Origin of the sequence: Enterobacter sp. R-1.6.2, assembly GCF_035064085.1 — a bacterium.
Classification (GTDB): Bacteria; Pseudomonadota; Gammaproteobacteria; order Enterobacterales; family Enterobacteriaceae; genus Enterobacter; species Enterobacter asburiae_B.
This window is the reverse complement of record NZ_JASEYI010000019.1, coordinates 26,346-47,910: the sequence shown is the minus strand read 5'-3', so window position 1 is coordinate 47,910 and position 21,565 is coordinate 26,346. Positions and strand designations below refer to the sequence as shown.

Annotated in this window: 23 protein-coding genes and 1 pseudogene; 3 read left to right on the top strand and 21 right to left on the bottom strand. The window is 51.9% G+C overall.

What is annotated here, in order from left to right; translation table 11 throughout:
• Nucleotides 1-13: 13 nt before the first annotated feature.
• Nucleotides 14-2,626 (bottom strand): aminopeptidase N, encoded by a 2,613-nt coding sequence (pepN, locus tag QMN93_RS18965; RefSeq protein WP_193138995.1) that lies wholly within the window; start codon nucleotides 2,624-2,626, stop codon nucleotides 14-16.
• Nucleotides 2,627-3,050: 424 nt separating this feature from the next.
• On the opposite strand from pepN, the gene QMN93_RS18960 reads away from it, so the two are divergent.
• The gene (locus tag QMN93_RS18960; RefSeq protein WP_323619765.1) at nucleotides 3,051-3,290 is read left to right on the top strand and encodes a DinI family protein; all 240 of its coding nucleotides are present in this window, start codon (nucleotides 3,051-3,053) and stop codon (nucleotides 3,288-3,290) included.
• Nucleotides 3,291-3,534: 244 nt separating this feature from the next.
• Nucleotides 3,535-3,942: a hypothetical protein gene (locus tag QMN93_RS18955; RefSeq protein WP_323619739.1), complete on the top strand. Its 408-nt coding sequence runs from the start codon at nucleotides 3,535-3,537 to the stop codon at nucleotides 3,940-3,942.
• Between the two features lie 95 nt (nucleotides 3,943-4,037).
• On the opposite strand, the gene QMN93_RS18950 is transcribed toward QMN93_RS18955, so the two are convergent.
• From QMN93_RS18950 to QMN93_RS18915, 8 genes are all read right to left on the bottom strand, one after another.
• Nucleotides 4,038-5,270 carry a tail fiber domain-containing protein gene (locus tag QMN93_RS18950; protein WP_323619737.1) on the bottom strand — a complete coding sequence of 411 codons (1,233 nt, stop codon included), beginning with the start codon at nucleotides 5,268-5,270 and terminating at the stop codon, nucleotides 4,038-4,040.
• Nucleotides 5,271-5,366: 96 nt separating this feature from the next.
• Entirely contained in the window at nucleotides 5,367-5,819 is a 453-nt protein-coding gene (locus QMN93_RS18945; protein WP_126802332.1) for a hypothetical protein, read from the bottom strand.
• Nucleotides 5,816-6,388: a Panacea domain-containing protein gene (locus tag QMN93_RS18940; protein ID WP_126802330.1), complete on the bottom strand. Its 573-nt coding sequence runs from the start codon at nucleotides 6,386-6,388 to the stop codon at nucleotides 5,816-5,818. The genes QMN93_RS18945 and QMN93_RS18940 overlap by 4 nt, the downstream gene beginning before the upstream one ends.
• Nucleotides 6,389-6,712: 324 nt before the next feature.
• The gene (locus tag QMN93_RS18935; protein ID WP_182931107.1) at nucleotides 6,713-7,666 is read right to left on the bottom strand and encodes a DUF6453 family protein; all 954 of its coding nucleotides are present in this window, start codon (nucleotides 7,664-7,666) and stop codon (nucleotides 6,713-6,715) included.
• A gap of 2 nt (nucleotides 7,667-7,668) precedes the next feature.
• Entirely contained in the window at nucleotides 7,669-10,377 is a 2,709-nt protein-coding gene (locus QMN93_RS18930) for a DUF1983 domain-containing protein (protein ID WP_323619736.1), read from the bottom strand.
• Nucleotides 10,377-10,775 (bottom strand): hypothetical protein, encoded by a 399-nt coding sequence (locus QMN93_RS18925; RefSeq protein WP_323619735.1) that lies wholly within the window; start codon nucleotides 10,773-10,775, stop codon nucleotides 10,377-10,379. Before QMN93_RS18925 ends, QMN93_RS18930 begins: the two co-directional genes overlap by 1 nt.
• 6 nt (nucleotides 10,776-10,781) lie before the next feature.
• A complete protein-coding gene (locus QMN93_RS18920) occupies nucleotides 10,782-11,366 on the bottom strand; it encodes a hypothetical protein (protein ID WP_063144001.1) in 585 nt (194 codons plus the stop codon).
• Nucleotides 11,366-11,959, bottom strand: a complete 594-nt coding sequence (locus QMN93_RS18915) for a hypothetical protein (RefSeq protein WP_323619734.1) — start codon at nucleotides 11,957-11,959, stop codon at nucleotides 11,366-11,368. Before QMN93_RS18915 ends, QMN93_RS18920 begins: the two co-directional genes overlap by 1 nt.
• A gap of 152 nt (nucleotides 11,960-12,111) precedes the next feature.
• On the opposite strand from QMN93_RS18915, the gene QMN93_RS18910 reads away from it, so the two are divergent.
• Entirely contained in the window at nucleotides 12,112-12,363 is a 252-nt protein-coding gene (locus QMN93_RS18910) for a hypothetical protein (RefSeq protein WP_323619733.1), read from the top strand.
• Between the two features lie 172 nt (nucleotides 12,364-12,535).
• Here QMN93_RS18910 and QMN93_RS18905 read toward each other — a convergent pair whose 3' ends face one another.
• The 12 genes and pseudogenes from QMN93_RS18905 to QMN93_RS18850 form a co-directional block, all read right to left on the bottom strand.
• Nucleotides 12,536-16,018 (bottom strand): phage tail tape measure protein, encoded by a 3,483-nt coding sequence (locus QMN93_RS18905; protein ID WP_323619732.1) that lies wholly within the window; start codon nucleotides 16,016-16,018, stop codon nucleotides 12,536-12,538.
• Nucleotides 16,019-16,073: 55 nt separating this feature from the next.
• The gene (locus tag QMN93_RS18900) at nucleotides 16,074-16,487 is read right to left on the bottom strand and encodes a hypothetical protein (protein WP_182383365.1); all 414 of its coding nucleotides are present in this window, start codon (nucleotides 16,485-16,487) and stop codon (nucleotides 16,074-16,076) included.
• Between the two features lie 56 nt (nucleotides 16,488-16,543).
• Nucleotides 16,544-16,822, bottom strand: coding sequence for a DUF4035 domain-containing protein (locus QMN93_RS18895; protein ID WP_182383364.1), 279 nt, complete (start codon nucleotides 16,820-16,822; stop codon nucleotides 16,544-16,546).
• 8 nt (nucleotides 16,823-16,830) lie between these two features.
• Nucleotides 16,831-17,214, bottom strand: a complete 384-nt coding sequence (locus tag QMN93_RS18890) for a phage tail assembly chaperone (protein ID WP_001549114.1) — start codon at nucleotides 17,212-17,214, stop codon at nucleotides 16,831-16,833.
• A gap of 32 nt (nucleotides 17,215-17,246) precedes the next feature.
• A pseudogene (locus QMN93_RS18885) lies at nucleotides 17,247-17,666 on the bottom strand (phage tail tube protein); the annotation flags it as partial.
• 59 nt (nucleotides 17,667-17,725) lie between these two features.
• Complete coding sequence (locus tag QMN93_RS18880; RefSeq protein WP_175136034.1) at nucleotides 17,726-18,073, bottom strand: DUF3168 domain-containing protein; 348 nt, start codon at nucleotides 18,071-18,073, stop codon at nucleotides 17,726-17,728.
• The gene (locus QMN93_RS18875) at nucleotides 18,070-18,519 is read right to left on the bottom strand and encodes an HK97-gp10 family putative phage morphogenesis protein (RefSeq protein ID WP_207168137.1); all 450 of its coding nucleotides are present in this window, start codon (nucleotides 18,517-18,519) and stop codon (nucleotides 18,070-18,072) included. Before QMN93_RS18875 ends, QMN93_RS18880 begins: the two co-directional genes overlap by 4 nt.
• The gene (locus tag QMN93_RS18870; RefSeq protein WP_207168136.1) at nucleotides 18,516-18,854 is read right to left on the bottom strand and encodes a phage head closure protein; all 339 of its coding nucleotides are present in this window, start codon (nucleotides 18,852-18,854) and stop codon (nucleotides 18,516-18,518) included. Before QMN93_RS18870 ends, QMN93_RS18875 begins: the two co-directional genes overlap by 4 nt.
• Nucleotides 18,855-18,862: 8 nt before the next feature.
• On the bottom strand, nucleotides 18,863-19,189 hold the full coding sequence (locus QMN93_RS18865; protein WP_207168135.1) for a head-tail connector protein: 327 nt from the start codon (nucleotides 19,187-19,189) through the stop codon (nucleotides 18,863-18,865).
• The gene (locus tag QMN93_RS18860; protein WP_323619727.1) at nucleotides 19,189-19,449 is read right to left on the bottom strand and encodes a hypothetical protein; all 261 of its coding nucleotides are present in this window, start codon (nucleotides 19,447-19,449) and stop codon (nucleotides 19,189-19,191) included. Before QMN93_RS18860 ends, QMN93_RS18865 begins: the two co-directional genes overlap by 1 nt.
• A gap of 40 nt (nucleotides 19,450-19,489) precedes the next feature.
• Entirely contained in the window at nucleotides 19,490-20,701 is a 1,212-nt protein-coding gene (locus tag QMN93_RS18855; RefSeq protein ID WP_284593248.1) for a phage major capsid protein, read from the bottom strand.
• A 9-nt stretch (nucleotides 20,702-20,710) separates the two neighbouring features.
• Nucleotides 20,711-21,559 (bottom strand): head maturation protease, ClpP-related, encoded by an 849-nt coding sequence (locus tag QMN93_RS18850; RefSeq protein WP_088544735.1) that lies wholly within the window; start codon nucleotides 21,557-21,559, stop codon nucleotides 20,711-20,713.
• Nucleotides 21,560-21,565 lie beyond the last annotated feature (6 nt).

Here is a 21,565-nt window from a genome sequence, read left to right as displayed (position 1 = left end):
GGGCAATTTTTTATTACGCTAAGGCTTTAGCAATCTTCTCGTACAAATCACCAGACAGGTTCTCCAGCTCTTTCAGCTGCTCAAGCGCGGCACGCATCTTCGCCTGACGCTTCGCATCGTAGCGTTTCAAACGGATCAGCGGCTCAATCAGGCGCGACGCCACCTGCGGGTTACGGCTGTTCAGCTCGGTCAGCATTTCCACCATGAACTGATACCCGCTGCCGTCTTCGGCGTGGAACGCGGCCGGGTTGCTGCTGGCAAACGCGCCAATCAGAGAACGCACGCGGTTTGGGTTGCTCAGGGTAAAGGAGCGATGCTTCAGCAGGCTGCGCACGTTGCTGAGCGCATCGGCCGCCGGGCTGGTCGCCTGCAGGATGAACCATTTGTCCATCACCAGGCCATCCTGATGCCACTTGTCGTCGTACTCCTGCATTAACGCATCACGGCACGGCAGTTCAGCGGCAACGCTTGCACCCAGCGCGGCCAGGGCGTCGGTCATGTTATCCGCTTCGTGGTACTGCTTGCTCACCAGGGTGTTCGCCAGCTCGGTTTCACCAAACGCCAGATAGCGCAGGCAGGTATTGCGCAGAGAACGTTTGCCAATGTCCGCGTGCTCAACGCGATAAGCGTCAAGCTTGTTGGCGTTATATATAGCCAGGAACTCATCGGCCAGCTCTGCAGCCAGCGTACGGGTCAACGCTTCACGCACCGCCACGATGGCAATCGGGTCGATGATGTCAAACAGCTCGGCGATTTCAGTCGCTGACGGCAGGGTCAGAATTTCAGCGGCCAGGGCCGGGTCAATCTTCTCATCCAGCAGGATCGCGCGGAACGCGTCAGCCACATGGACAGGCAGCGACAGCGGCTGGCCCTGCTGATGGCGGTTTACGTTGAGCTTAATGTAGGTCGCCAGCAGGCTTTGCGCCGCGTCCCAGCGGGAGAAGTCGTTACGCGCGTGACGCATCAGGAACGTCAGCTGCTGATCGCTCCACTTGTATTCCAGCTTCACCGGCGCGGAGAATTCACACAGCAGCGCAGGCACCGGCTGGAAGTAGACGTTATCGAAGATAAAGGTCTGCTCGGCCTGAGTCACGTTCAGCACGTGGTGTACCGGGTGGCCGCCCTTCTGGAGCGGGATGACTTTGCCTTCGTTATCGTACAGCTCAATGCTGAACGGAATATGCAACGGATATTTCTCTTCCTGCTCCGCCGTCGGCGGCGTGCGCTGGCTGATGGTCAGGGTGTACTGCTCGGTTTCCGGATTGTAATCGTCTTTGACGGTGACAACCGGCGTCCCGGCCTGGCTGTACCAGCGGCGGAAGTGAGAGAGATCGACATTAGAGGCATCTTCCATAGCCTGCACAAAATCGTCGCAGGTGGCCGCGCTGCCGTCATGACGCTCGAAGTACAGCTGCATCCCTTTCTGGAAGTTCTCCTCGCCCAGCAGGGTGTGGATCATGCGGATAATTTCAGCGCCCTTCTCGTAAACCGTCAGGGTGTAGAAGTTGTTCATCTCGATGACTTTATCCGGGCGGATCGGGTGCGCCATTGGGCTGGCATCTTCAGCAAACTGCAGGCCACGCATGGTACGCACGTTGTTGATGCGGTTCACCGCGCGTGAACCCAGATCGGAGCTGAACTCCTGATCGCGGAAGACGGTCAGGCCCTCTTTCAGGCTCAGCTGGAACCAGTCGCGGCAGGTGACGCGGTTACCGGTCCAGTTGTGGAAATATTCGTGGCCGATAACGCGTTCGATATCAAGGTAGTCTTTGTCCGTTGCGGTATCGGTACGCGCCAGCACGTATTTGGAGTTAAAGACGTTAAGGCCTTTGTTCTCCATTGCGCCCATGTTGAAGAAATCGACGGCGACGATCATATAGATGTCGAGGTCATATTCGAGGCCGAAGCGCTCTTCGTCCCACTTCATGGAGTTGATGAGGGAGGTCATCGCCCACGGCGCGCGGTCAAGGTTGCCGCGGTCAACAAACAGCTCCAGCGCCACCTCGCGGCCTGAGCGCGTTTTGAAGGTGTCGCGCAGCACGTCGAAGTCCCCCGCCACCAGCGCAAACAGGTAGCACGGTTTCGGGAAGGGATCCTGCCACTGCACCCAGTGACGGCCATTCTCTAGCTCGCCTTCGCCTACGCGGTTACCGTTAGAGAGCAGGAAGGGATACAGGGTTTTATCGGCGATGATTTTGGTGGTGAAGCGCGCCAGGACGTCCGGACGATCGAGATACCAGGTTATGTGGCGGAACCCTTCCGCTTCACACTGGGTACACAGCGCCACGCCCGACTGGTAAAGCCCTTCCAGCGCGGTGTTGGCGGCTGGGCTGATTTCATTCACGATGCGCAGCGTAAACTGTTCCGGCAGGTTGTCGATGACCAGCTGGTTGTTTTCTTCTTTATAGTCTGACCAGGCTTCATCATTAATATGCAGGGAGACCAGCGTCAGGTCTTCACCATCCAGACGCAGCGGCACCGCAGTTGCGCTATGGCGCGTCACCTGGCTCACCGCCGTGACAACGGTTTTAGTGGCATCCAGGTCAAAAGTCAGATCGATTTCGCTAATCAGGTAATCCGGCGCACGGTAGTCGTGGCGGTATTTGGCTTGTGGCTGTTGTGTCATAGAAAACCTTATGCATCGTTTGTCGAGTAACGTTTCAATATATTCCTGTTGCGCAAATCGCGCTATGCAGAATGTTCATCTTTTCAGGGTCAAAACCTTTTTTTGCTACATTTGTATAATATGAACTCATAGTTTTTAAAATCGATAAAGATCGTCCAGGAGCGCTTTAAACAAGGGATGAGCGAGATCGAGATAAAGCTTGATTAACGAACTTTTACGAACTTCACAGACCACTTTTGCCCCATCCATGCCCCACGCATAATTCTAGTCAGCGCCAGACCACATCAGCCCTGTAGGGCAAATCGATAACAAACAAGCCAGCAGTATGTTCCCCAAAATTAAAAAACAAGTGGTTCATGCCTTGACAGACAAAACCTTCAAAGCAAAAATACTGTATATTCAAACAGTGATTAGCGGAGCACGTATGTTCGTAGAACTGGTTTATGACAAGCGTAATGTTGATGGGCTCGAAGGTGCCAGAGAGATCATTCTGGCCGAGCTGACGAAACGGGTGCACCAGATTTTCCCTGATGCCCAAGTGAAGGTGAAGCCGATGCAGGCAAACGGCTTGAATAGCGATGCCAGCAAAAGCGATCGGGAAAAATTGAACCGCATGCTGGAAGAAATGTTTGAAGAGTCAGATATGTGGCTGGTAGAAGAATAACTACGAAAAAATCCTGATAAAAATCCAGGTTATCAGACTATCTCTTTCGCGTTACTATCATCAGCTATAGCCAGCCAGTGGCCTGACGAGACATTTGGGTAGAATCGTATTGCCGTCAACTCTTAGGGCGGCAATTTGTTTTCTTCAGCCACCAATTTTGAAGAAGACTCACCAAAAAGATTAAAGCATGAAAATCCCAGTGCAAACTATGTGAGTGCGCTGACATCGTTCATTTGGACACCTCATGACCATTGATAGAATACTTTCAATTATAGCAACAATGGTTGCATTTGTTGCAGTTCCTGCAAGTGGTTATTTAAGTTATCACTATGCCATAAAGGGCGAGAAAAGAAAGGAATGGAATGTTTTGGCATCACGAGTTCGGACCGCCCTGCACTCTCAAATTGAAACTATGGAGCAAGGTGTCTACGCCATAGACAATGTTAAAAAAGAAGATATTTATCTTCTCTGCGATATGCTTAAGCAGAAGGACGCAGACAACCTGAGAGAAGCATATGAGGCTCATGTTTATGCATACACTTATGATGCATTGAGGTTTGAAAATGCAGTTGGAAGACGGATGGTTGTAGGAGATTTAAGTAGTACTATCTCCTCCTCTAAAGCGCTACTCTCGATGATTCCCTTAAAATAACCCGGCCTCCGCGCTGGGTTTTCTATACCCTACTCTCTCGGCAACGTCAGCAACTATCTGCCGCCCGTCGTATGCAAGAACGGGCGGCGGTTTCCTCAGCTTCCGGGCTGAAACGCATAGAGTTTTTCCTTTAAATCTTCAACTTGCTGCATTAAAGCTAGAATAGCCTCGTGGTGAAGCGCTGCAGCAGCACCAGCAACATCTACCGATAATGTATCTTCAATCTCTGTGCCGTCATCAAGGATAGTCGTACCACCAATGAAAACCGCTGTCGGGATCACTTCCATCAGTTCCTGAGCGATAAATCCCTGGCCCGGAGGTGCGTTATCCAGTCGTTCCCATGTATAGCCACGTAACATCTTCATTTTTTCAAGCGGAGACTCAATCGGCCTGGTATTTGTTTTAATACGACGGTCGGAATTATTGACCCAGGATCCGTTGTTAGCCGTGGCATTACCGCCCTCAGAAAAAATCCATGTGACCCATGTACCGTTAGCCTTATCTATTCCAATAGCCACGTCCTGGATGTTCGTGCTACCACCACGTCTCGCCCCGATATACCCGGCATCGTTAAAATACTGAAATGAAGTCCTGCCAATAACACCTCCAACAGTGCCAGTGTCAAATGACTGCATTCCAACTTTATTACCCGCGTTAGCAGAATATGCCGATATAAAAAGCGACGGTGTTGTCAGCGTTCCCCCGCTCTTTCCGTTCACCGTGCCGAGCCGAGAATCATCCCCGGCGGCGACGGTTCCCGCCGATGCACCGACGTCCCTGGTAGCACTGTTTCCTAAACCGAGGTTTGTGCGAGCGCCTGATGCGGTTGTCGAACCGGTACCGCCCTGTGATACAGATAGCGCTGTAGTGAGTCCGCTGAGAGAGGTGATGTCGCTGTTTGCACCTTTTGCCGCCTTGCCTGAAAGGGATGTGGTAATGCTATTCCAGGCTGGGCCCGTCCATGTCGTTCCATCCGGCAGGGTTACCGTTACATTTCCGGTTCCGGAAAAAATGCTTTGCCAGTTCTGTTTATCGTAATTCAGTCCACGCAGCGCTTCAGCACTTTGCGCGACCAGCGCGGCCGTTACCATGTTCAGCGCCACACGGGGAACCGCTGACCAGGCCGCCCCGGCTTGAGTAGGTCCAGTAAAGTTGCTGACCAGCGTAAGTTGCGCATTACTCTCTACCGATTTAACGGGCAATGTATACGACACACCGCCCACAGTTGAGACAATAAAATCACCGGCAGCAAGTTCTGTTGAGAATGAAGTTCCGGAACCGCCGACAACAGCGGATCCGTTCGTCAGGGTGATGGTGCCTGCTGACATAATTGACTCCTGAATTTAGGTAATAAAAAACCCGCCGAAGCGGGTTTATGTAATATTATTTTCAATATGTAAGGCCAGCCAAAATGCGGGCTTGCATTATGTACCGGTCATATCATCTGGTGGCTGAGGCTGATCGATTAACTCAGTGTTCATACAATATCTTTCTTTAAATCTGATGTGTTTTGGCTTGGCTTGTTCTGAAATGTCAAAGCCTGAGAGGACCCGCTCAAATATAGCCTCTGGCATATCATCATGTGCCGTAATCTCACCAGCAGCATGTTTCCTTTCAACATTATCGACGCGCCAGATAACCGCCTCAGCATAAACTATATAACTGGGATGTTGGATAAAGCGATGGTCGCCGGGGTTGAGTACACATGCATCATCGTGAGGAACACCCGGCTTAATGCTCGAGACATTAACAACCAAAATGCAGTAACAGTCGTTTACTGGATAATAAACAGGATCGTTGCAAATCACATGAAGATGATTGCATGGTCCACTTGGAGCTAAGACCGTACCCTTTCTATATGGTTGAAATGTGCTCATGACAATTGAGAAGAAAATTCCTTAAGCTCTTGTGATTCACACATGCTCCTGAAAATATTTTCAGCTTCTTCAGGTGTCTTCCCTGCATTCAAAAAGATCTCACGAACATCAATTGGGGTTCTCGACCCATTAGGATCGTGCCATTCCGGACAAACATCTCGAAGGTGTGTCATGTCGCGCAGCTCATATCTATTCATGTGGCCATACTGCGCATAAATCTCATCGAGAATGCGTATATCCGCCCGGCTTAACTCATCGAAAACCTCATCGGCATCCATTTCGCGAGGATCAGCACTCAGGCATACATCATGTCCTGCAGTATTTATCAGTCGATACCAGTACTCACCGTCAATATCAGCTCTACCACGAATCAAATCCAGTGTAGTCGACATGACTGGCCCATGAGGCATAGAGTAGAGACGGTCTTCACCCATCATACGCCCATGTAGAATCATTGATTGACGGTTTGCCAAGTATAACAATTTCATAAGCTTCAGATATGCCATGCGCCCGCCACGTTTAAGTAGCAGGTAAGCAGCCATCTGAGCCACTTTTTCTTCGCTAAACATATTGAACCTCAATCACTTACAGAAAATAGACAAGCCGAGTAAAATCACGATCAACCTTTTATTGATCAAGAGTGTATTACCTTAAAGGTGATCCTTCAACTGTCGGTTGCATTTGACATGCCTTGAGGTGGTACGTAAAGCATTTTGGAGAGGATAAAATTGCCACGTACCAGTACACATACTAAATTTTCGCTTCGTGTCGAGCTTCTGGTTGCGTTTGAGTGGGTGCAAAATTTACATTTTTTCCGTAGGCCTTAACAGTCAATTAACGGCATTCATACTACTCCCGACTCTATCAACAAAAAGCTCCGCCAAGGCTGGTTGTCAGTAAATTGCATCAATGATGGGGATAGAGAGGCTTGTCAGCCGTCGCCCTACCACACTGTATTGCGATGTCCATGAAGCGGCATTTCTTCCCCTTCCGGCGCGCACCAGATTGCCGCTGCGGATCAGTCCAGCCCATTTCAGGTAGTCCCAGCCGGTGTAGACCTCACTGTTATAGCCATAACGGCCGAGCAGTATCATGCGATCGCCGATGTCGGTATTCCCCCATGACGGCGCATAGGTCTGGTTCCGGTAAACGAACGGCCTGCGGGTGGTAGAGAACACGCAGACTCCACCCTTAATGATATTCAGGCCTCTTCCAGGGGTTGGGCTTACGCCACTGGCAAAAATAGCGATCTGCATGGTAACGGTCGCATCCTGATCGAGACCGGCATGGTCGATTGTGGCAATAATATTCGAGCCGTCGAATTCGATGGTGACGTTATCAGCACTCCATTTTGCGAACACCATATAGCGGTCGCGTGAGATATTTGTCGTTGGTGTAGCCCAGCTCCCGGTGAAAGTGACAGTGCCGCGCCAGACGCAGTAGCCCGACATCGTGGCATCAGTGATTGAGAGGAAATCCGTGCTGTCCTGAATCAGCAGCCCTCTCCCGGACGAGGCAGGAAGTATTTGCCAGATAGACGCGTCAAAGGTTTTTGCGCGCCCCCAGTTATCACTCCACCAGGTATTCATGGTGATGGTATTACCTGATACGGTAAATCCATCCAGCATGCCGATCGTGGGAATGAGGTTTGTACCCCTGTTAAGTTTGTAAACGGTATTACGCGGGATAACGACGATCTGGCTGCCATCCACGCGCTGATTAATCGTGTACTGGTTAACATCCCATGCTTCGCTGACGTTCTGGCAAAACGAAGGGCAGCGAAGCCCGGCAGTTATTTCCATTGCCGGGCCGCCATCGGCGTAGGTAATACGCAATCCTTTTGGCATAGTTACCACTCTCCAAGAACAATCAGGTTACCGCCGCCGAGATCAATTTTTACGCCCTTTCCGTCAATCGTGACGCCATTACCGTTCCCGGTGAACGCGAAATTACCGCTGGCGGCATACAGCGCGCCGTGCATCTCGCAGTTCCCTGATTTATCAATGTTCCAGCCTGCGCCGCCGGGACCAGCGACATAGTTTGTTGATCGGATGTAATTCCCAATCTTCGCGTTAGTAATGCTGCCATCCTGGATAAAGGCATCACGGATGAACACCTGACCGTTATAGACAAAAAATGCAGCCTGGTAATTTCCCGGATCGCTTCCCGAGTAGATGCCAAACTGATCGGCAGCAAAGACCACTGTAGATTTATAGGTACCGCCGGATGGCTCAATCGACATGCCAAAACCAGTGTTGTATTTAACGCCATTACGAACGATCCCAAGGTTCAGCGTATACGATGCCTTTGCGGTTCCATCACTGTTCACCTCTGCCGTCATTTTCTGGTTAACCGCGGCGGTTAAATCCCCGACCTGCGCCTGAACGTACTCTGACAAATCAGCAAGAGCGTGATCAACTTCAGCCACTGTCGTTTTAACAACCAGAACATCAGCGCGCACTTCGCCTAACTGCTGGTACTGATGTTCAACCGTACCGTGATTAGCCAGGGAATTCTGCATGGCAGCTTCAAGATTGGTGTCCACACCTTCCGAGATATTTTTAAAAGCATCAGAATCACGAACAGAATCATCAATGATGTCGATGAGTTCACCGGTATCTGTCTGGCACAGCGCGGCCACCTCGACGAAGGCAGACGCACCAAACGCGTTGATGGTTCTGATATACCAGTAATAGGTATGCCCGTTTTTCAGGTTGTGGCTGGTCCATGTCGTGCCCATACCCGCGCGCGTGGCTCCGGCCTCCACTGTCGCCGTATCAGCGTTAGCAAGCGGCTGCTCACCTGACGTCCAGAAATCAAACTGGGTGGAGACGTTTGTCACGGCTGCGAGGCGGGGAATAAGCATCACGGCAAAAAATGCCTGCTCCACCGTAACACCTGACGGCGGAGGCGGTGCCTCAATGCTGAATTCGAGGTAAGCCTCAGGTGATGATGCCCCCATCTGATTAACGGCGGTGACGTGGGCTGTATAGGTATCCTGCAGCAAACCGGTTAATCGCGTGAACGAGCCGGGAACCTGAGCTGTCAGCACTGGCTGTCCATTCCTGCGGATGACCACCTGGTTATAGACAAACTGCCCGATGTTCTGCCAGGAAAGCACGCCCTGCACCACCTGACCTATTTCCTCTACGGTATATCGCAGGTTCTGAGGCTGAGCCACTCCACCAGGAGGGAGCTGGGTAAAATCAGGACGATCGATCGGCTTACCAATGGCATCACCCCACACGTCAGCGGTTTCCTGCTTTAGCGTAATCTGCACGCCGTTCTGCACGCCAAATTTCCAGTCTGTCACGCGCATCTCAACGTTAACGATCCCAAGCGAGGGAAAATTAACTTTTACGTACATACCGGGGCGGTAACGGTACCCACTGAGGTTCAGCGTGAGATTCATTGTGCGGGAAATGCGGGTCCGCTTGAGCTTGATGTCCGCCAGGCGCTGGGCCTGAAATTCAGACGTAACGAAACGCAGCTTAAGATCCTGCGATATCTCCACGCCGTCTTCGGTTACCCACTCGCTCACAGATACTGAGGGGAAATCGGCTTCAGAGTATGTCTGTTTAGGATCAACAAACGTACCGCTGATGGTGTTAACGCGCTCTGACTGTGACACCTCAGGCATGATCTCGATATCACCGGCCAGCTGACTCTCGGTAATAACTTCGGTTGCGGGGCCATAATACGCGCCAACGAGGATGCCATGTTTACCGGCGATATAGGTTGGCTCTGCTGCGCCAGCTGTCAGCATCGCCTCAAGAATGCTCGCCTTATTTTCGCTAAGGTCAAATTCCCCGTTCAGCGTGTAACGCTTTTCCGTCGTGCCGTCGCCGTTAGTCACCAGCTCGTCGCAGATGTTGGCCGCCTCCTGAAACTGATCCCAGTTAATATCAGCATCAGCGACTTTCAGGTAACTCCGGTAATAGTCCAGCACGCACAGCGCCAGATTGTTGCTGTACTCCGTGCGGCCGGTGCGCGGGTCGTATACTTTCCGGCCCGTCTTCTCAACCTTCACGTTCGGGATGCCGGACGGGAATTTCTCAGCATTGTATTTCAGAGACAGACGCAGCCAGGAAATCCCCTTGCCGATCATGTCATCTTTCCACGACGGGCAATTTGCCAGCATAAACGGATCTGCTGTCTGGCGATCGATATGCACTTCATACGTAGCGCTCTCACCATAGGAGCCGATATCGTCATCGCCCAGGTAAATGGTGCCCGTGCCTGATATTGGGTGTCCCGCCAGAGTAATGGCAAGGTGAACCCATTCACCATCAGTCTGCTCGCCAGACTGTTCTTCAGCGAAAAACAGAGTGCCTGCAGATACGGTCCTGCCATAAACAACCGTTTTAGGGCTGGCAGCCGCGCGCAGTACCTGCTTACGTTCTGCAGTGTCCCGGTAAGACCCCAGTGATGGCTTCTTCGTCATCATCTGTGTGGCGACCTGAGCGGCAATGGTAATTGCCATTGCGATAGCGTAGGCTCCATTGGCTGCCGCAGCGCCAGCGGCTACCGTCGCGATGATAGGGATTGCAGCAGGCATCAGCGAACCCTCCACGTACTCAGGGGCTTAATCCGAAGGCAAACCAGCCCAGTTTCACCCGGCACCCACACTGCACCACCGTAAATTACCCCGGCGCATCGGGTACCCGCATTTTCCACTACTGCGATATCTCCGCGCTGAGCCATCTTCACCGGCACTTCATCGAGGTATTTAGCCAGCACCTTTTCAAGTGATCCGCCACCGCGCAGCAGCGCCTTTTTTGCACCCGTTTCGCTGTCGTAGGTCCCACGCCAGCCTTCGGCGAAATTATCCCCGGTCATCGCTTCAGCACAATCTGCCGCAAACAGGCAGCAGTCATGTTCGCCCCATAAAAAAGGCCGCTTTTCAGCGGCCCTTATTACGGCGATTAATCTGTTATGCCAGTCTGGATGCTTCATGCTTCCTCACGAATAGGTAAACCCTGGCGCATCTTTTTTGCTGCCCCAGTAAATTGAACGTTCTGCCATCTGCGCGACGTAACGAAATATGCGGTCGCCTGGCTGGGTGGCCTGGTGTGACTCGTCGGTATAGCGGTCCGGGAACGGTCGCTGCCAGTCCTCAAAAATATTACTGACGGTGTACTGCAGGGCATTCGTTTCACCCGCCGTTGCCCCGGTGCCGGAAACCTTCCCTTTAAAAATAAGGTCTGCAACCTGAACGACGCCGTTATCATCCATCGCCACCAGATACAGCTCCGCTGGCCTTCCCACACAGCGCTCATTGAGCGTTTTAGCAAACAGCGACATATCCAGCCCTGATAGCGTCATCCTGAGCTGCGTCGGGCTTGTCGTGTTGGTTTCGCCCACATCATCGATGGCGCCCATTGTTCCCATGCCGTAATAGACATAACCACCCAGCACCAGCGTGCCGGTACCGGAATGCACGTAGGCGGTACCGGACTCAAACTGGACATTGGCCGCCAGCACGGCGGTAACCCTGTCGCGGGATAGCCAGTCCACCATCGAATCAGAAAACGGGGAATACAGCATCAGAAAGCCTCCTCAAACTCCAGCGTGTAGCTGGTAAAAATGCCAGGCACGCGGTTACCTGCCCCCTGCTGGTTATCCTTCAGCTTGAAAATGCCGTATGGCTTAGCGACTTCGATTTTTCCGTTGGCAGGGGGAGAGGCGCGCAGCATAGGCGCAAAGGGAATAACGGCAGTTCCTGCAGCAGTGCTGGTCACATCGGCGGTGACCATCTTAAGCTCGTCATTAACGGTAAAGTAATCACCGGTGCGCAGTACCAGTGTACCTGGTGTCCAGCCCTTGCTGCCGAGCTGCGTACCGGTCTGGTTCGCGTCAGAAACCACCGGATTTCCGGCTGGCGTCCTGCCCCCCCGCCCCCAGTCGCTGATCTTCACCCTGCCATATTCACCATCCAGATCGGCCACCAGCGCATCGATGCGCCGGGATTTATCATCTGTAAGGTTGCTAAACGTCAGGGAGCAGATCCAGCGGGTGCCGGGGAAACGGACGGTCTGTGATGCACCATTAAACGGGGAACGAAATGTTTTTGTGTTACTTTCCGGCCGCCACGTCAGCGACGCCGGACATACATCTTCAGGCCATTCAAGCACAGCCATTCTTAATTACTCCCGATGTTGAATATACTGATCGTTTATCAGGATGTTACTGATTTAAATACCTGGTTATGTTGGCAACTCAGCCCGACAGCGGTGGGACGCTGTCGAACTTAACCAGGAGGGATGGTTGATAACCTCTTAAAGGAAATTATATGAATTACAACTTTGAAAAATCGCTATCAGCGGGAACAGAACTTCCTGACGACAAAACTGTTATTTACGTCCATAGCGCTGCTTATGCAGTTTTAGCCAGAACGCTTGATGACCATATCCCAGGGTTTGGTCATGAACTTCTGAAAAACCTTGATAGGGTTTATGAACAAAACGTCGGGAACGATAAGACTCAGTTGGCCTTTGCTCAACTAGGAGCCATGGTCAAAACGCTGACAAACAAAGAAGGCTGATACCATTTTCTGAAATTAGAATACGGTCTTTTTTAATTTGCATGACCACGACCTGTTTTTTGCAGGTCGTATTATCAGAAATTATATAATCTTTCCTGCTTCCATTATATTTCTTTTTTGGCTTCATAAATTACTCCTGCCTTTCGGCTCATTAATAACACAATAAGTACCATTAAACGCCAAGCATCCTCCTGGCCTGACCGTTGGTCTGAAAATCACTCAGCATGTCCTGACGCGCTTTTTTAGCGCCATCGGCAGCACCCTGACGCGCGGCCTCCTGCATGGCACGATTAAGCGCGGCGTCACCGTTACCAGAGACATTGATATGCTGGGTAATATGGATTTCACCACTTCCCGCTGGTGCGGTTTGCGCCCCGGTTACTCGGACACCGAGCGAACCATCCGCAGAGCGTGTGAGTGGCATGATGGCTTCCGGGCCAGCCTCCCCCATCAGCCCAGCGCCTTTCGCAAAAGCAAAGTATGTCGGTGATCTGACAATGCTGTTACTGTAAGCACTGAGGCTGGCGGAAGCGTAAGCCCCTCCCTTAGCGTTGAGCTGAAGACCTGATGCCGCCGAGTTGTAAGAACCAGACGGTGTGGACCCGCCAGCAGAGCCGCCAAACAATCCGCCCAGGAATCCACCACCGCCCATAGAAGACTGCAGCGAATTGACGATCATCGCGTTAAGGATAATTTTCTGCATGGATGCCAGTACCGATTTTGACCAGTCCTCCCAGTCAACTTTGTTACCGGCCAGCGCTTCAGAAATATTCCCCACCAGCCCAGACATGGTATTGTTCACCAGGTCTGCTGACTGTGAGGCATAATCGGAAGCAGTATCTGCCCAGTTAGCAAAACCCTCCCGCATCCCAGCAGCCCAGTCACTTCTTTGGGCATCAGACGCAGCGTAGAAACCCTCCTGATCGCGTAAGCGTTCATCGAGATAACGTTTATTCAGTGCCAGCTCCTGGCGATACAGTTCCTCAGAGATATCACCGGACTGATACTGGCGCTGAAGGTCAACGTTTTTCTGCTGAAATTCATCCCTGATACGCAGCATTTCCTGCATACGCTCACGCATACGGCTCCCTTGCCCGTATCCAGTGAGTTCAGCCTGGTTTGATGCACGCGAGCTGGCGTTAGCATCGGCAAGGTTTGCCTCATACGCTGCCAGTTGTTCACGAATTTTTTGCTGATCAATCAGCGCAGCATTTTGCAATACCGTCTTTTTCTGGGCTTCTGTCAGAGAAGCAAGTTCCCCCTGGCTGATCTGGTATTTAACCTTCGCCAGTTCAGTATTCTGACCTTGCAGGGCGATCTGCTCTTTTTGCTGCTTGATAAGGCGCTTATACACATCCTCGGTTTTCTCGCCTTCGGTTTTACCGCCCTTCGCCTTAGGTTTGTTGGCCTCATTATTCCGCCATTCAGCAAGACCGTTATTAATCAACTCCTGACGGCCTGTCTGGAATTGCGGATCACTGGTTAACCCCAGGTCATCGGCTGCATAACTCAGTCGCAGGCGCTCTTTTGCTTCACCCTTCAGGCGTGACAACTCCAGATCCCGGCGGCTCTTTTCGAGGGCATCAGTTTGTTTTTTGTCGAGGTCGGCCTGAGGAAGTCTGAGCGGAACGTTAGCCAGGCCCTGTCGAGCCATGAGGAGTTGATTACCCACCCCCAGAAGTTTATTAAATTCCGTATGCTGTCCATTCATCATGATCAGTGACTGATATACAGCATTTTGACGCCAGGCTTGCTCGCGTATCAAATCGTTACGACGCCGCTCTATTTCTTCAAGGGCCTGCTGAATCCCGCGAGACTTATCTCGCATATCATTCAATTTTCCCTCTTCAACCGCGAGTTGATCAGTAACAATAGCGATAGCTCTTAAAATATTTGCATCGTTCTCGCTGTTAATGCCCGGTTTACCACGAGAGGCATTAAGATCATCAATTTGAGACTTCAGATCACCAACCTTCCTGGCTTGCTCATCAATCAGACGATTTTGTTCGGCAAGCGCTCCAACAGTCTTACCCCGGTTGTCATCTGTTTCCGATAAGGACATGCGAGATGTTTTTTCTCTAATCTCGTCAATTTGACTTGCATATTCCTGAGCAGAACGCCGAGCCTGCTCCTGATTTTGATACATCGCATACCAGGCACCAGCACCCAACATTACCAAACCAGGAACTCCGCCGATGAGACCAAGGGCACCACTCATGAGCCGAGTACCGACAGATGTCACGCTATTGAGATTACTTTGAGTCGAAACACGATTTGAGAGGTTACGGTTTAAGGCACCCTGAGCGGCAGCCAGCCGTCTTTCAGCGACAGCCTGAGCGTCGGCATTTTTAGCTGCTACCAGCCCTGCCTGCGCACGTTCAAGTGCTGTTCTGGCTCTCACCTTTTCCGTAGCTGTACCGCTGGCAAGAGCGGTAGTCAGTCTTGTATGGGCAGCAGTGACTTTTGCTTCAGCTGCCGCGACTTTCTCTTGCTGAGCTGCCTGAACATCTGCACTTCTTGAACTCTGTACTGCTTGCTGAGCCCGATAAACTTCAGCCCTGGAAGCCGCAACAGCAGACTGAGCCGCTTTGTCCTGCGCGACAGCAAGAGCAACCTCTGACTTAGCGGCGGATATTAGTGCACCAGTTGCACTCGTGGCACTGGTTACAACTCCGCTGAGGTATCTTGCCAACCCAACGCCAACAAGCGCACCAGCTACTGTTGTTATTGTGGACATATTGTCAGCAACTTCACTGAGCGCACCGCTCACTGCTGATGAGGTAAAAGAATCAAGCGTCTGTGCGACATTATCCAGTCCACCAGACAACGCATCGGTAGCACCAGTAGCCTGGTTGACACCACCAACCCAGGCCATGAATGAGTTTGTCACTTTTTGCAGGGAACCGGATACGGTTTGCGGCATGCTGGCAAATTCACCCTGCAATGCGCCAAGTTGGCCCATTAGAGCTGGAACAACCTTATCAATTGTAAGTTGACCCTGGTCAGCCATACTTTTCAGGTCTTTTCGAGCCACGCCCATTCCGGTGGCCAGAGCTCGGATTACGCGATCACCCGCTTCGTTAACGGCGTTAAATTCTTCACCGCGAAGAACACCTTGCGCCAGAGCCTGGCTGAATTGGGTTATAACCGAGCTTGCCTCCTGCGTATTTGCCCCGGAAAGCTTAAGACCGGTTGAAACGGCCTCTGTGATTTTCAGAACTTCGTCAGAGCTATACCCGTATTCACGCATTGAAGCAGCTGCGCGTGAAAAAAGGTTTGCGTTATCGGAAAACGCCGTTCCTGTTCTTTGACTGATTTCCATTAACTGTCGCTGGGAAGCAGCAAAATCATCAGCAGAGGATGATGCCTGTTTGAGGCGCGCGTTTACGGAATTCCACTCGTCGGCGATTTGTACAAGCTTGCCCGTTGCAAATGCTGCCGTAGCTGCAGCAGCAGCCCTTCCTGCAGAGGCAAAGCCGTTTGTAAGATCGGATAACGCCCTTTCGCTTTCACGCGCAGCGGCGGCGGCTTGACGGCCACCATTTTGCATAGTCCGATAATAATCCTGCCCCATCCGCGAGGCGCGTGAAATCTCTGTTTGGAAAGACTGTGAATTGGCGGAAATCTTAATGATCAGTTCGCGCAACGTAGCCATATTTCACCCATTAAAAAACCCGCCAATTCGGCGGGCTTCTTATTCACTTAAATAGTTAAAATGCTGTTGGTGAAAACCTGTAATCACCATTAGCTCCATAACCAATTCTATAAATTAATGTTTTATCTAGAACCACATCTGCACCCACCTCAACCATTCCTCCTGCACACCACCCATGGGGAGTTGCACTTAAAATGTGTCTTCCTGGCTTTGTATACAGTGTTACTTTTTCTCTTGTGCTTAAATCAGCTACCGGGTTTCCATCTAAGTAAACACTTGCAAGACATGCACTCCCAATAAATCCCGAGTCTCGTTTAACTATTACAACACCGGTTTCTGGAGACTTACTTGTTATCTTCTTATCCCAAACCCTCTCTTGGGGAACAATAGAGGCTTGTTCTGTATTTACAGGTTGGGTAGAGCAACCTGCCAATAATATTAACGCAGCACCCAGAAGTATTTTTTCCATTAAATTATCTCCAGAATTATTAGTGGCTAAAATCCTAATGTTTTCTGGGTAAAAAGTCACTGAGTTGCAGCTGTAAGTGCAGCCTCAAGTCCTGCAAACGGGTCCTTCGGTTCTGATTGCTCTTCACCACCCCATCGCAGGATCGCATCGTCCAGCGGTACTTTTGCCCCCTGCGAGCCGTAGATGGCAGAGACGAGCTGGGCTGCCTGAATGTCGCCACGGATATCGCCAACCGGACTTTGCCTGTCGTACTCAATCCACATCAGAAGCTCGCTTGCCGTCATATTCTGCCGAAGCTCTGAGAGCGTGCGCCCCATCCGGAGCGCAAGCGACATCAGAAACTTTACGCCGGGGGTTGAGACTTTTCCCGCGCTTCGTCCGCGTTGTTGATCAGGTCAAGCGCCTGTTTTAGCAGGCGTGAATGGACGGGGCCGTAGATTTCACGCACCTGCTCTTCTTCATCTACGCTGAATACCGGTTGCTTATCGGTGTCACACAGGACGTCAATGAAGAGCACCACGTCAGCACAAAGATTGCGGTGCGCCTTTTCCGATACCGACACATTTTCGTCATCAGCACCCGCTTTCACCACTTCCTGCCAGCGCAGCCAGGCTTCACCTGACGGCTCACGGAGAACCACTTTGACGCCCTCCCACTCAGGAACGGCGACCGTCTTATGACGGAAACCCGACATCTTAGCCAGGGCGAGATTTTTAATATTCTTCATGCGACCTCTCAGGAGCCAGACTCGATATTTTCAGGCTTACCTTTCAGACGTAGGGAGAACGTTGCCGCCACTACGCCGTTGGTACCTGAAGACCAGGTGTGCTGGCGGATTTCAGCCAGGAACTTAAAGCCCTTGCCGGAAGGGAAGATTACCTGGAAAGCGTAGGTCGTATCGTTGTCATACGCATCACGCAAGGCGTCCTGCGCCGGATTCTTGTAGAAGTTTCCGGACAGAGAGATTTCTGACGGAGAAGGCAGGCCGTTAATGTTCTCCTGCTCGGTCGAGCAAAGCGTTGTTACGTCGATATCCTGCTTCTGACCACCGGTGAACTGAATTTCTTTGATGGTGCAACTCAGATCGAGGAAGGTTGCGGAATCCATCGTTTCTTTGGTGGCTGGCAGGGAGGAAATAAGGATCTTCGTCAGCTGCGATTTTTCATAAAGTGCAGACATAGCTGTCTCCTGGAAAAAGAAAACCCGCCATCAGGCGGGTTCGTTGGGTGAATTAATTGTCAGGGGGTAACTTTAAAATCCAGGGTGGCACGGTAGAGCCGATAATCTGGCTCGTACCCGGGGATTTTTACCACCTCTGTAGGGTTTAACTGCTTAAGCGATGCGAGCGCCAAATCTCTCAGGGATCGTGATTCAGTGATCGTTGTGGCATACACATCGACCTGAACGGAAACCCTGCTCTCTGCCTGGCCACACAGTACGTCAGCGGAAACATCATCGACGATGGAAAAGATAATCCAGGGTGGAGAGACAGACGGTTTCCCGTCACTACCTAATGGCGCAACATAGGGATATACCCGTCCTTCTGCCAGGGGAGAAAGCAAAGCGTAGATATCATCTTCATTCACTTGCTCAACACCTCATCAATAGCCTGATTCATCCTAGCAATGGCGACGCTGGCGGCCTCTTCCTCGCGCGTATCGTAAGCGGGTCGCACAAAAGGATGCGCAGGCATGTTCGCAGTGCCAAGCTCCACAAAGCGCCAGTAAAAGGCATTTCTCGGGTTATTCGCCTTCATCGTGTTATCGCTGTTCCCAGTGCGCGGGTTAACACCACGAATGTGGACGCCGGAAGAAATTTCCCCGCGGCGGCGGCTTTTTTGGGTCACCACCACCACGTTTTTTTTCAGTTTTCCGGTACGCACCGGCGCGCGGGCGATCACTTCTTCCTTAAGCACTTCGGCGCCAGCGCGCGTGGCATCACGCAGAACCTTATTGTTTTCAGCGCGGCTGAGCGACTCAAGGTCTTTTGCGATGTCATTTAAACCGGAGAAGTCGAGGCTCGTTTCAATCATTTTTCGGCCCCCTGCTTACATAAAATTTCGAAAAGAACACCACGAGAATCAGGTATTGGTGGACCAACAATATTTAAAACAGCCCCCTTAAACGGGCCAGTTTCAACCCTTATCCTGGAGGCAGCAGTGATATCACGGCGAAATCGTGTCCACACCCTGATAGTAGCGATGGCGGTTTCAGCCCCTGCCGCTACCAGTTCACGTCCACTAATCCCTTTTACTTCGGCCCATGTCTCCGGGGCGTCATGCCACGATTCAACGGGCTGCCCGGAGCTATCCCTTTCCGAAGAAAGGTTCTGTACGGTGATTCTGTCTCTGAGTCTCCCGGCCTGCATAACACCTCCTACAACCCATAGATTCGGTACGGCTGCAGTAATGCTTCCACAGCAAATGGGATATCTGATGTTATGTTCCCGATATTTACTGCCTCTCGGTTTGCATACCAGTGACCGATAAGGAGTAACATCGCAGCCTTCACATCGTCTTTAAGGAGAATCGAATCAGGGTCTTCTGCGTATCCAGGGCTGCTTTCAGTGTCATAGAGCGTTCGCCTTGTCCATGTCTGTACATATTGCGCAGCCGCACCTGTGTATATCTTCAGCAGAGCATCATCGCCGGTAAAATCGGTATCAATGCGGCAGTGCTGTTTCACCACATCAAGATCGACCATTATTTTTTCGCCTTCTTGTCCGCTTTTACTTCCGGCTGTTCCTGCTGCTGTTCCTGCTGCTGTTCCTGCTGCTGTTCCTGCTGCTGTTCCTGCTGCTGTTCCTGCTGCTGTTCCTGCTCTGCAGGATTTTCTGATTCATCGAGCTTCGCATAGCCTTTTTTGATGAGCTCGCGACCGTGCTGTTCCAGAGTTTCCAGCGGAAGCCCCTCAGTAACGACAGTACCGCCGAAATAAATCGGTTTAAGTGCAATCAGTTTCATTTTCCCACCTGTAAAAGCGGCCCGAAGGCCGCATTATTTATCAGCTACCAGCGCCAGTGCTGAATGAACCGTACACGAATGCTTCAGGGCGTTTAACGGCCAGTGCCAGACGTTCTTCACAACGGATGGTGATCATGTTTTTCTCGAAGTCGTCGGCGTTCTCCGTGGAGATAACCACGTTCGCATCTTCGCGGTCGAAGATTTGCGCCCCAGCGTTGAAAGCACCGGTCAGGAATTTACCCTGGAAGGCCGCCGCTTCCGTGGCTACAACCGGCAAGCCCCAAAGCGTCGGTCCAGTCAGCGCTGCAGGGTTAGCCAGGATGTAACGGCCAAGGCTGTCTTTGGTCAGTTCGATCCGCGCCCAGTCAATGAAGTGAAGAACGTGGCCAGATGCTGGGAATCGCGCCAGTTGCGCCTGCAGCATTGCCAGGCGCAGATCGTCAATCCCGCTCTGCTGTTCCACAGTAAACGCCGGATTAAACGCTGACGCCTGAGGAACAATGCCATGCAGATGCACGCCGGTACCATCACCGAAGAGAATTTCCTGCTCTTCCGCGTACTTCAGTCCGTAGCGCATTTCTGCATCAACGGTTGACTGCAGCTGTGCGAAGTCATCCAGGATCTGCTTCGAGGCTTTGAACAGGTGAGCGATGGTGCTTACACCAGTGATTTTCGGCGTAAACTCAATGTCGCTGTATGGTTTCTGTGAATTTTCAGGAACCACTTTCGCGTTGTTGGTAAAGCCTGTCTGTTGCACCCAGAAAATAGCCGGGGAGGAAGTGCGACCAGGCGCAATCAGATCGCGGATGAACAGGCGCTGCTTCGGTGCCGTATCGATGCCCGGAATTCGCTGGGGTTCGACGACGCCATCAGGCACATCCGCAGAAGTCAGTGCCGCCTTAACCGGGATACTGATACGTTTGCCACCTTCCACACCGGAGGCAAAGGTTTTCAGCGCTTCAGCAGAGATCACCTGCTGGCCGATTGATTCCACAACATGCTTCGCGTTTGCCAGCGGCATCTGAGCTACATGCTGCTCGAGTTCGCCCATAGCTGCCTTCAGCGTTTTTTCTGCCTCACGCAGGGCATTGAACTCAGAAGCCATTTTATCGACGGCTGCCTTTGTTTCTTCTGACAGCTTGCCGGACTTCTGCGCCTCCTTCACTGCTTCTTCTGCTTTCGCGTTGAACTTGCCGGTTGCCTCTTCAATGCTGGCCGTGACTTTTTTCAGAATATCGTTTACTTCAGACATAAAGGGTCCTTATTTGACTAACGCCGCCAGGGCGCTTTCAAGTGAATTGATGGTTTCAGGTTTGATGTCTTCGGCAGCGCCCGGCGTACCGTCGTTGGTGGTGACAGCGCCAGGCATGCCACCGGATAAGGCTTTAATGAGTTTTCTGCGCTCAGAGCGCGGGGTGTTGGTCTTGGCCAGCAATGCATCAAGTTTGCGAAGCGCGGCTGCAGGCGATTCGTCGCCGTCGCTGACCGCATCAGCAGAAAGCAAGCTGTCTGCCAGTCCCTTCGCCACAGCATCACTGCCTCCTATATAGCTTTCCGCGTCCATCAGCTTCTGCACAGCGGCCATATCAAGGCCGGAGCGCGCCGCGTAGATGTCAGCCATAGCGGTATCGAAGGGTTCCAGTGACTGTGCCAGTTCTGCAAAATCATGGCGGTTTCCCATCGCGTATACCCAGCAGTTGTGGATCATCATGAAGGCACCGCGGCCAATCTGAATATCATCCCCGGCCATCGCAATTATCGAGGCGGCGCTGGCGGCAATGCCCAGCACCTTCACCGTTACACGGCCTTCGTATTCGCGGAGCAGGTTATAAATAGCCAGACCTTCGAACATGTCGCCGCCCGGTGAGTTGATATTCACCGTGACGTCGGCGCCGTTCATCGCCCGAAGCGCACCGGCAATACGTTTAGCTGTTACTCCTTCGCCCCAGTAGTCCTGCCCGATAACATCAAAAACAGAAATGCTGTTATCGTCGGTGGCCGCCGCTTTGATCCCGCCGTCCCAGCGGTCCAGTGCGGACGGTAATGTTTCACAGGTAACTCGCGCGCAGGGGCGACCCGCCGGTGCTACCGGAAGTTGTTTTTTGCTCATCAGGAA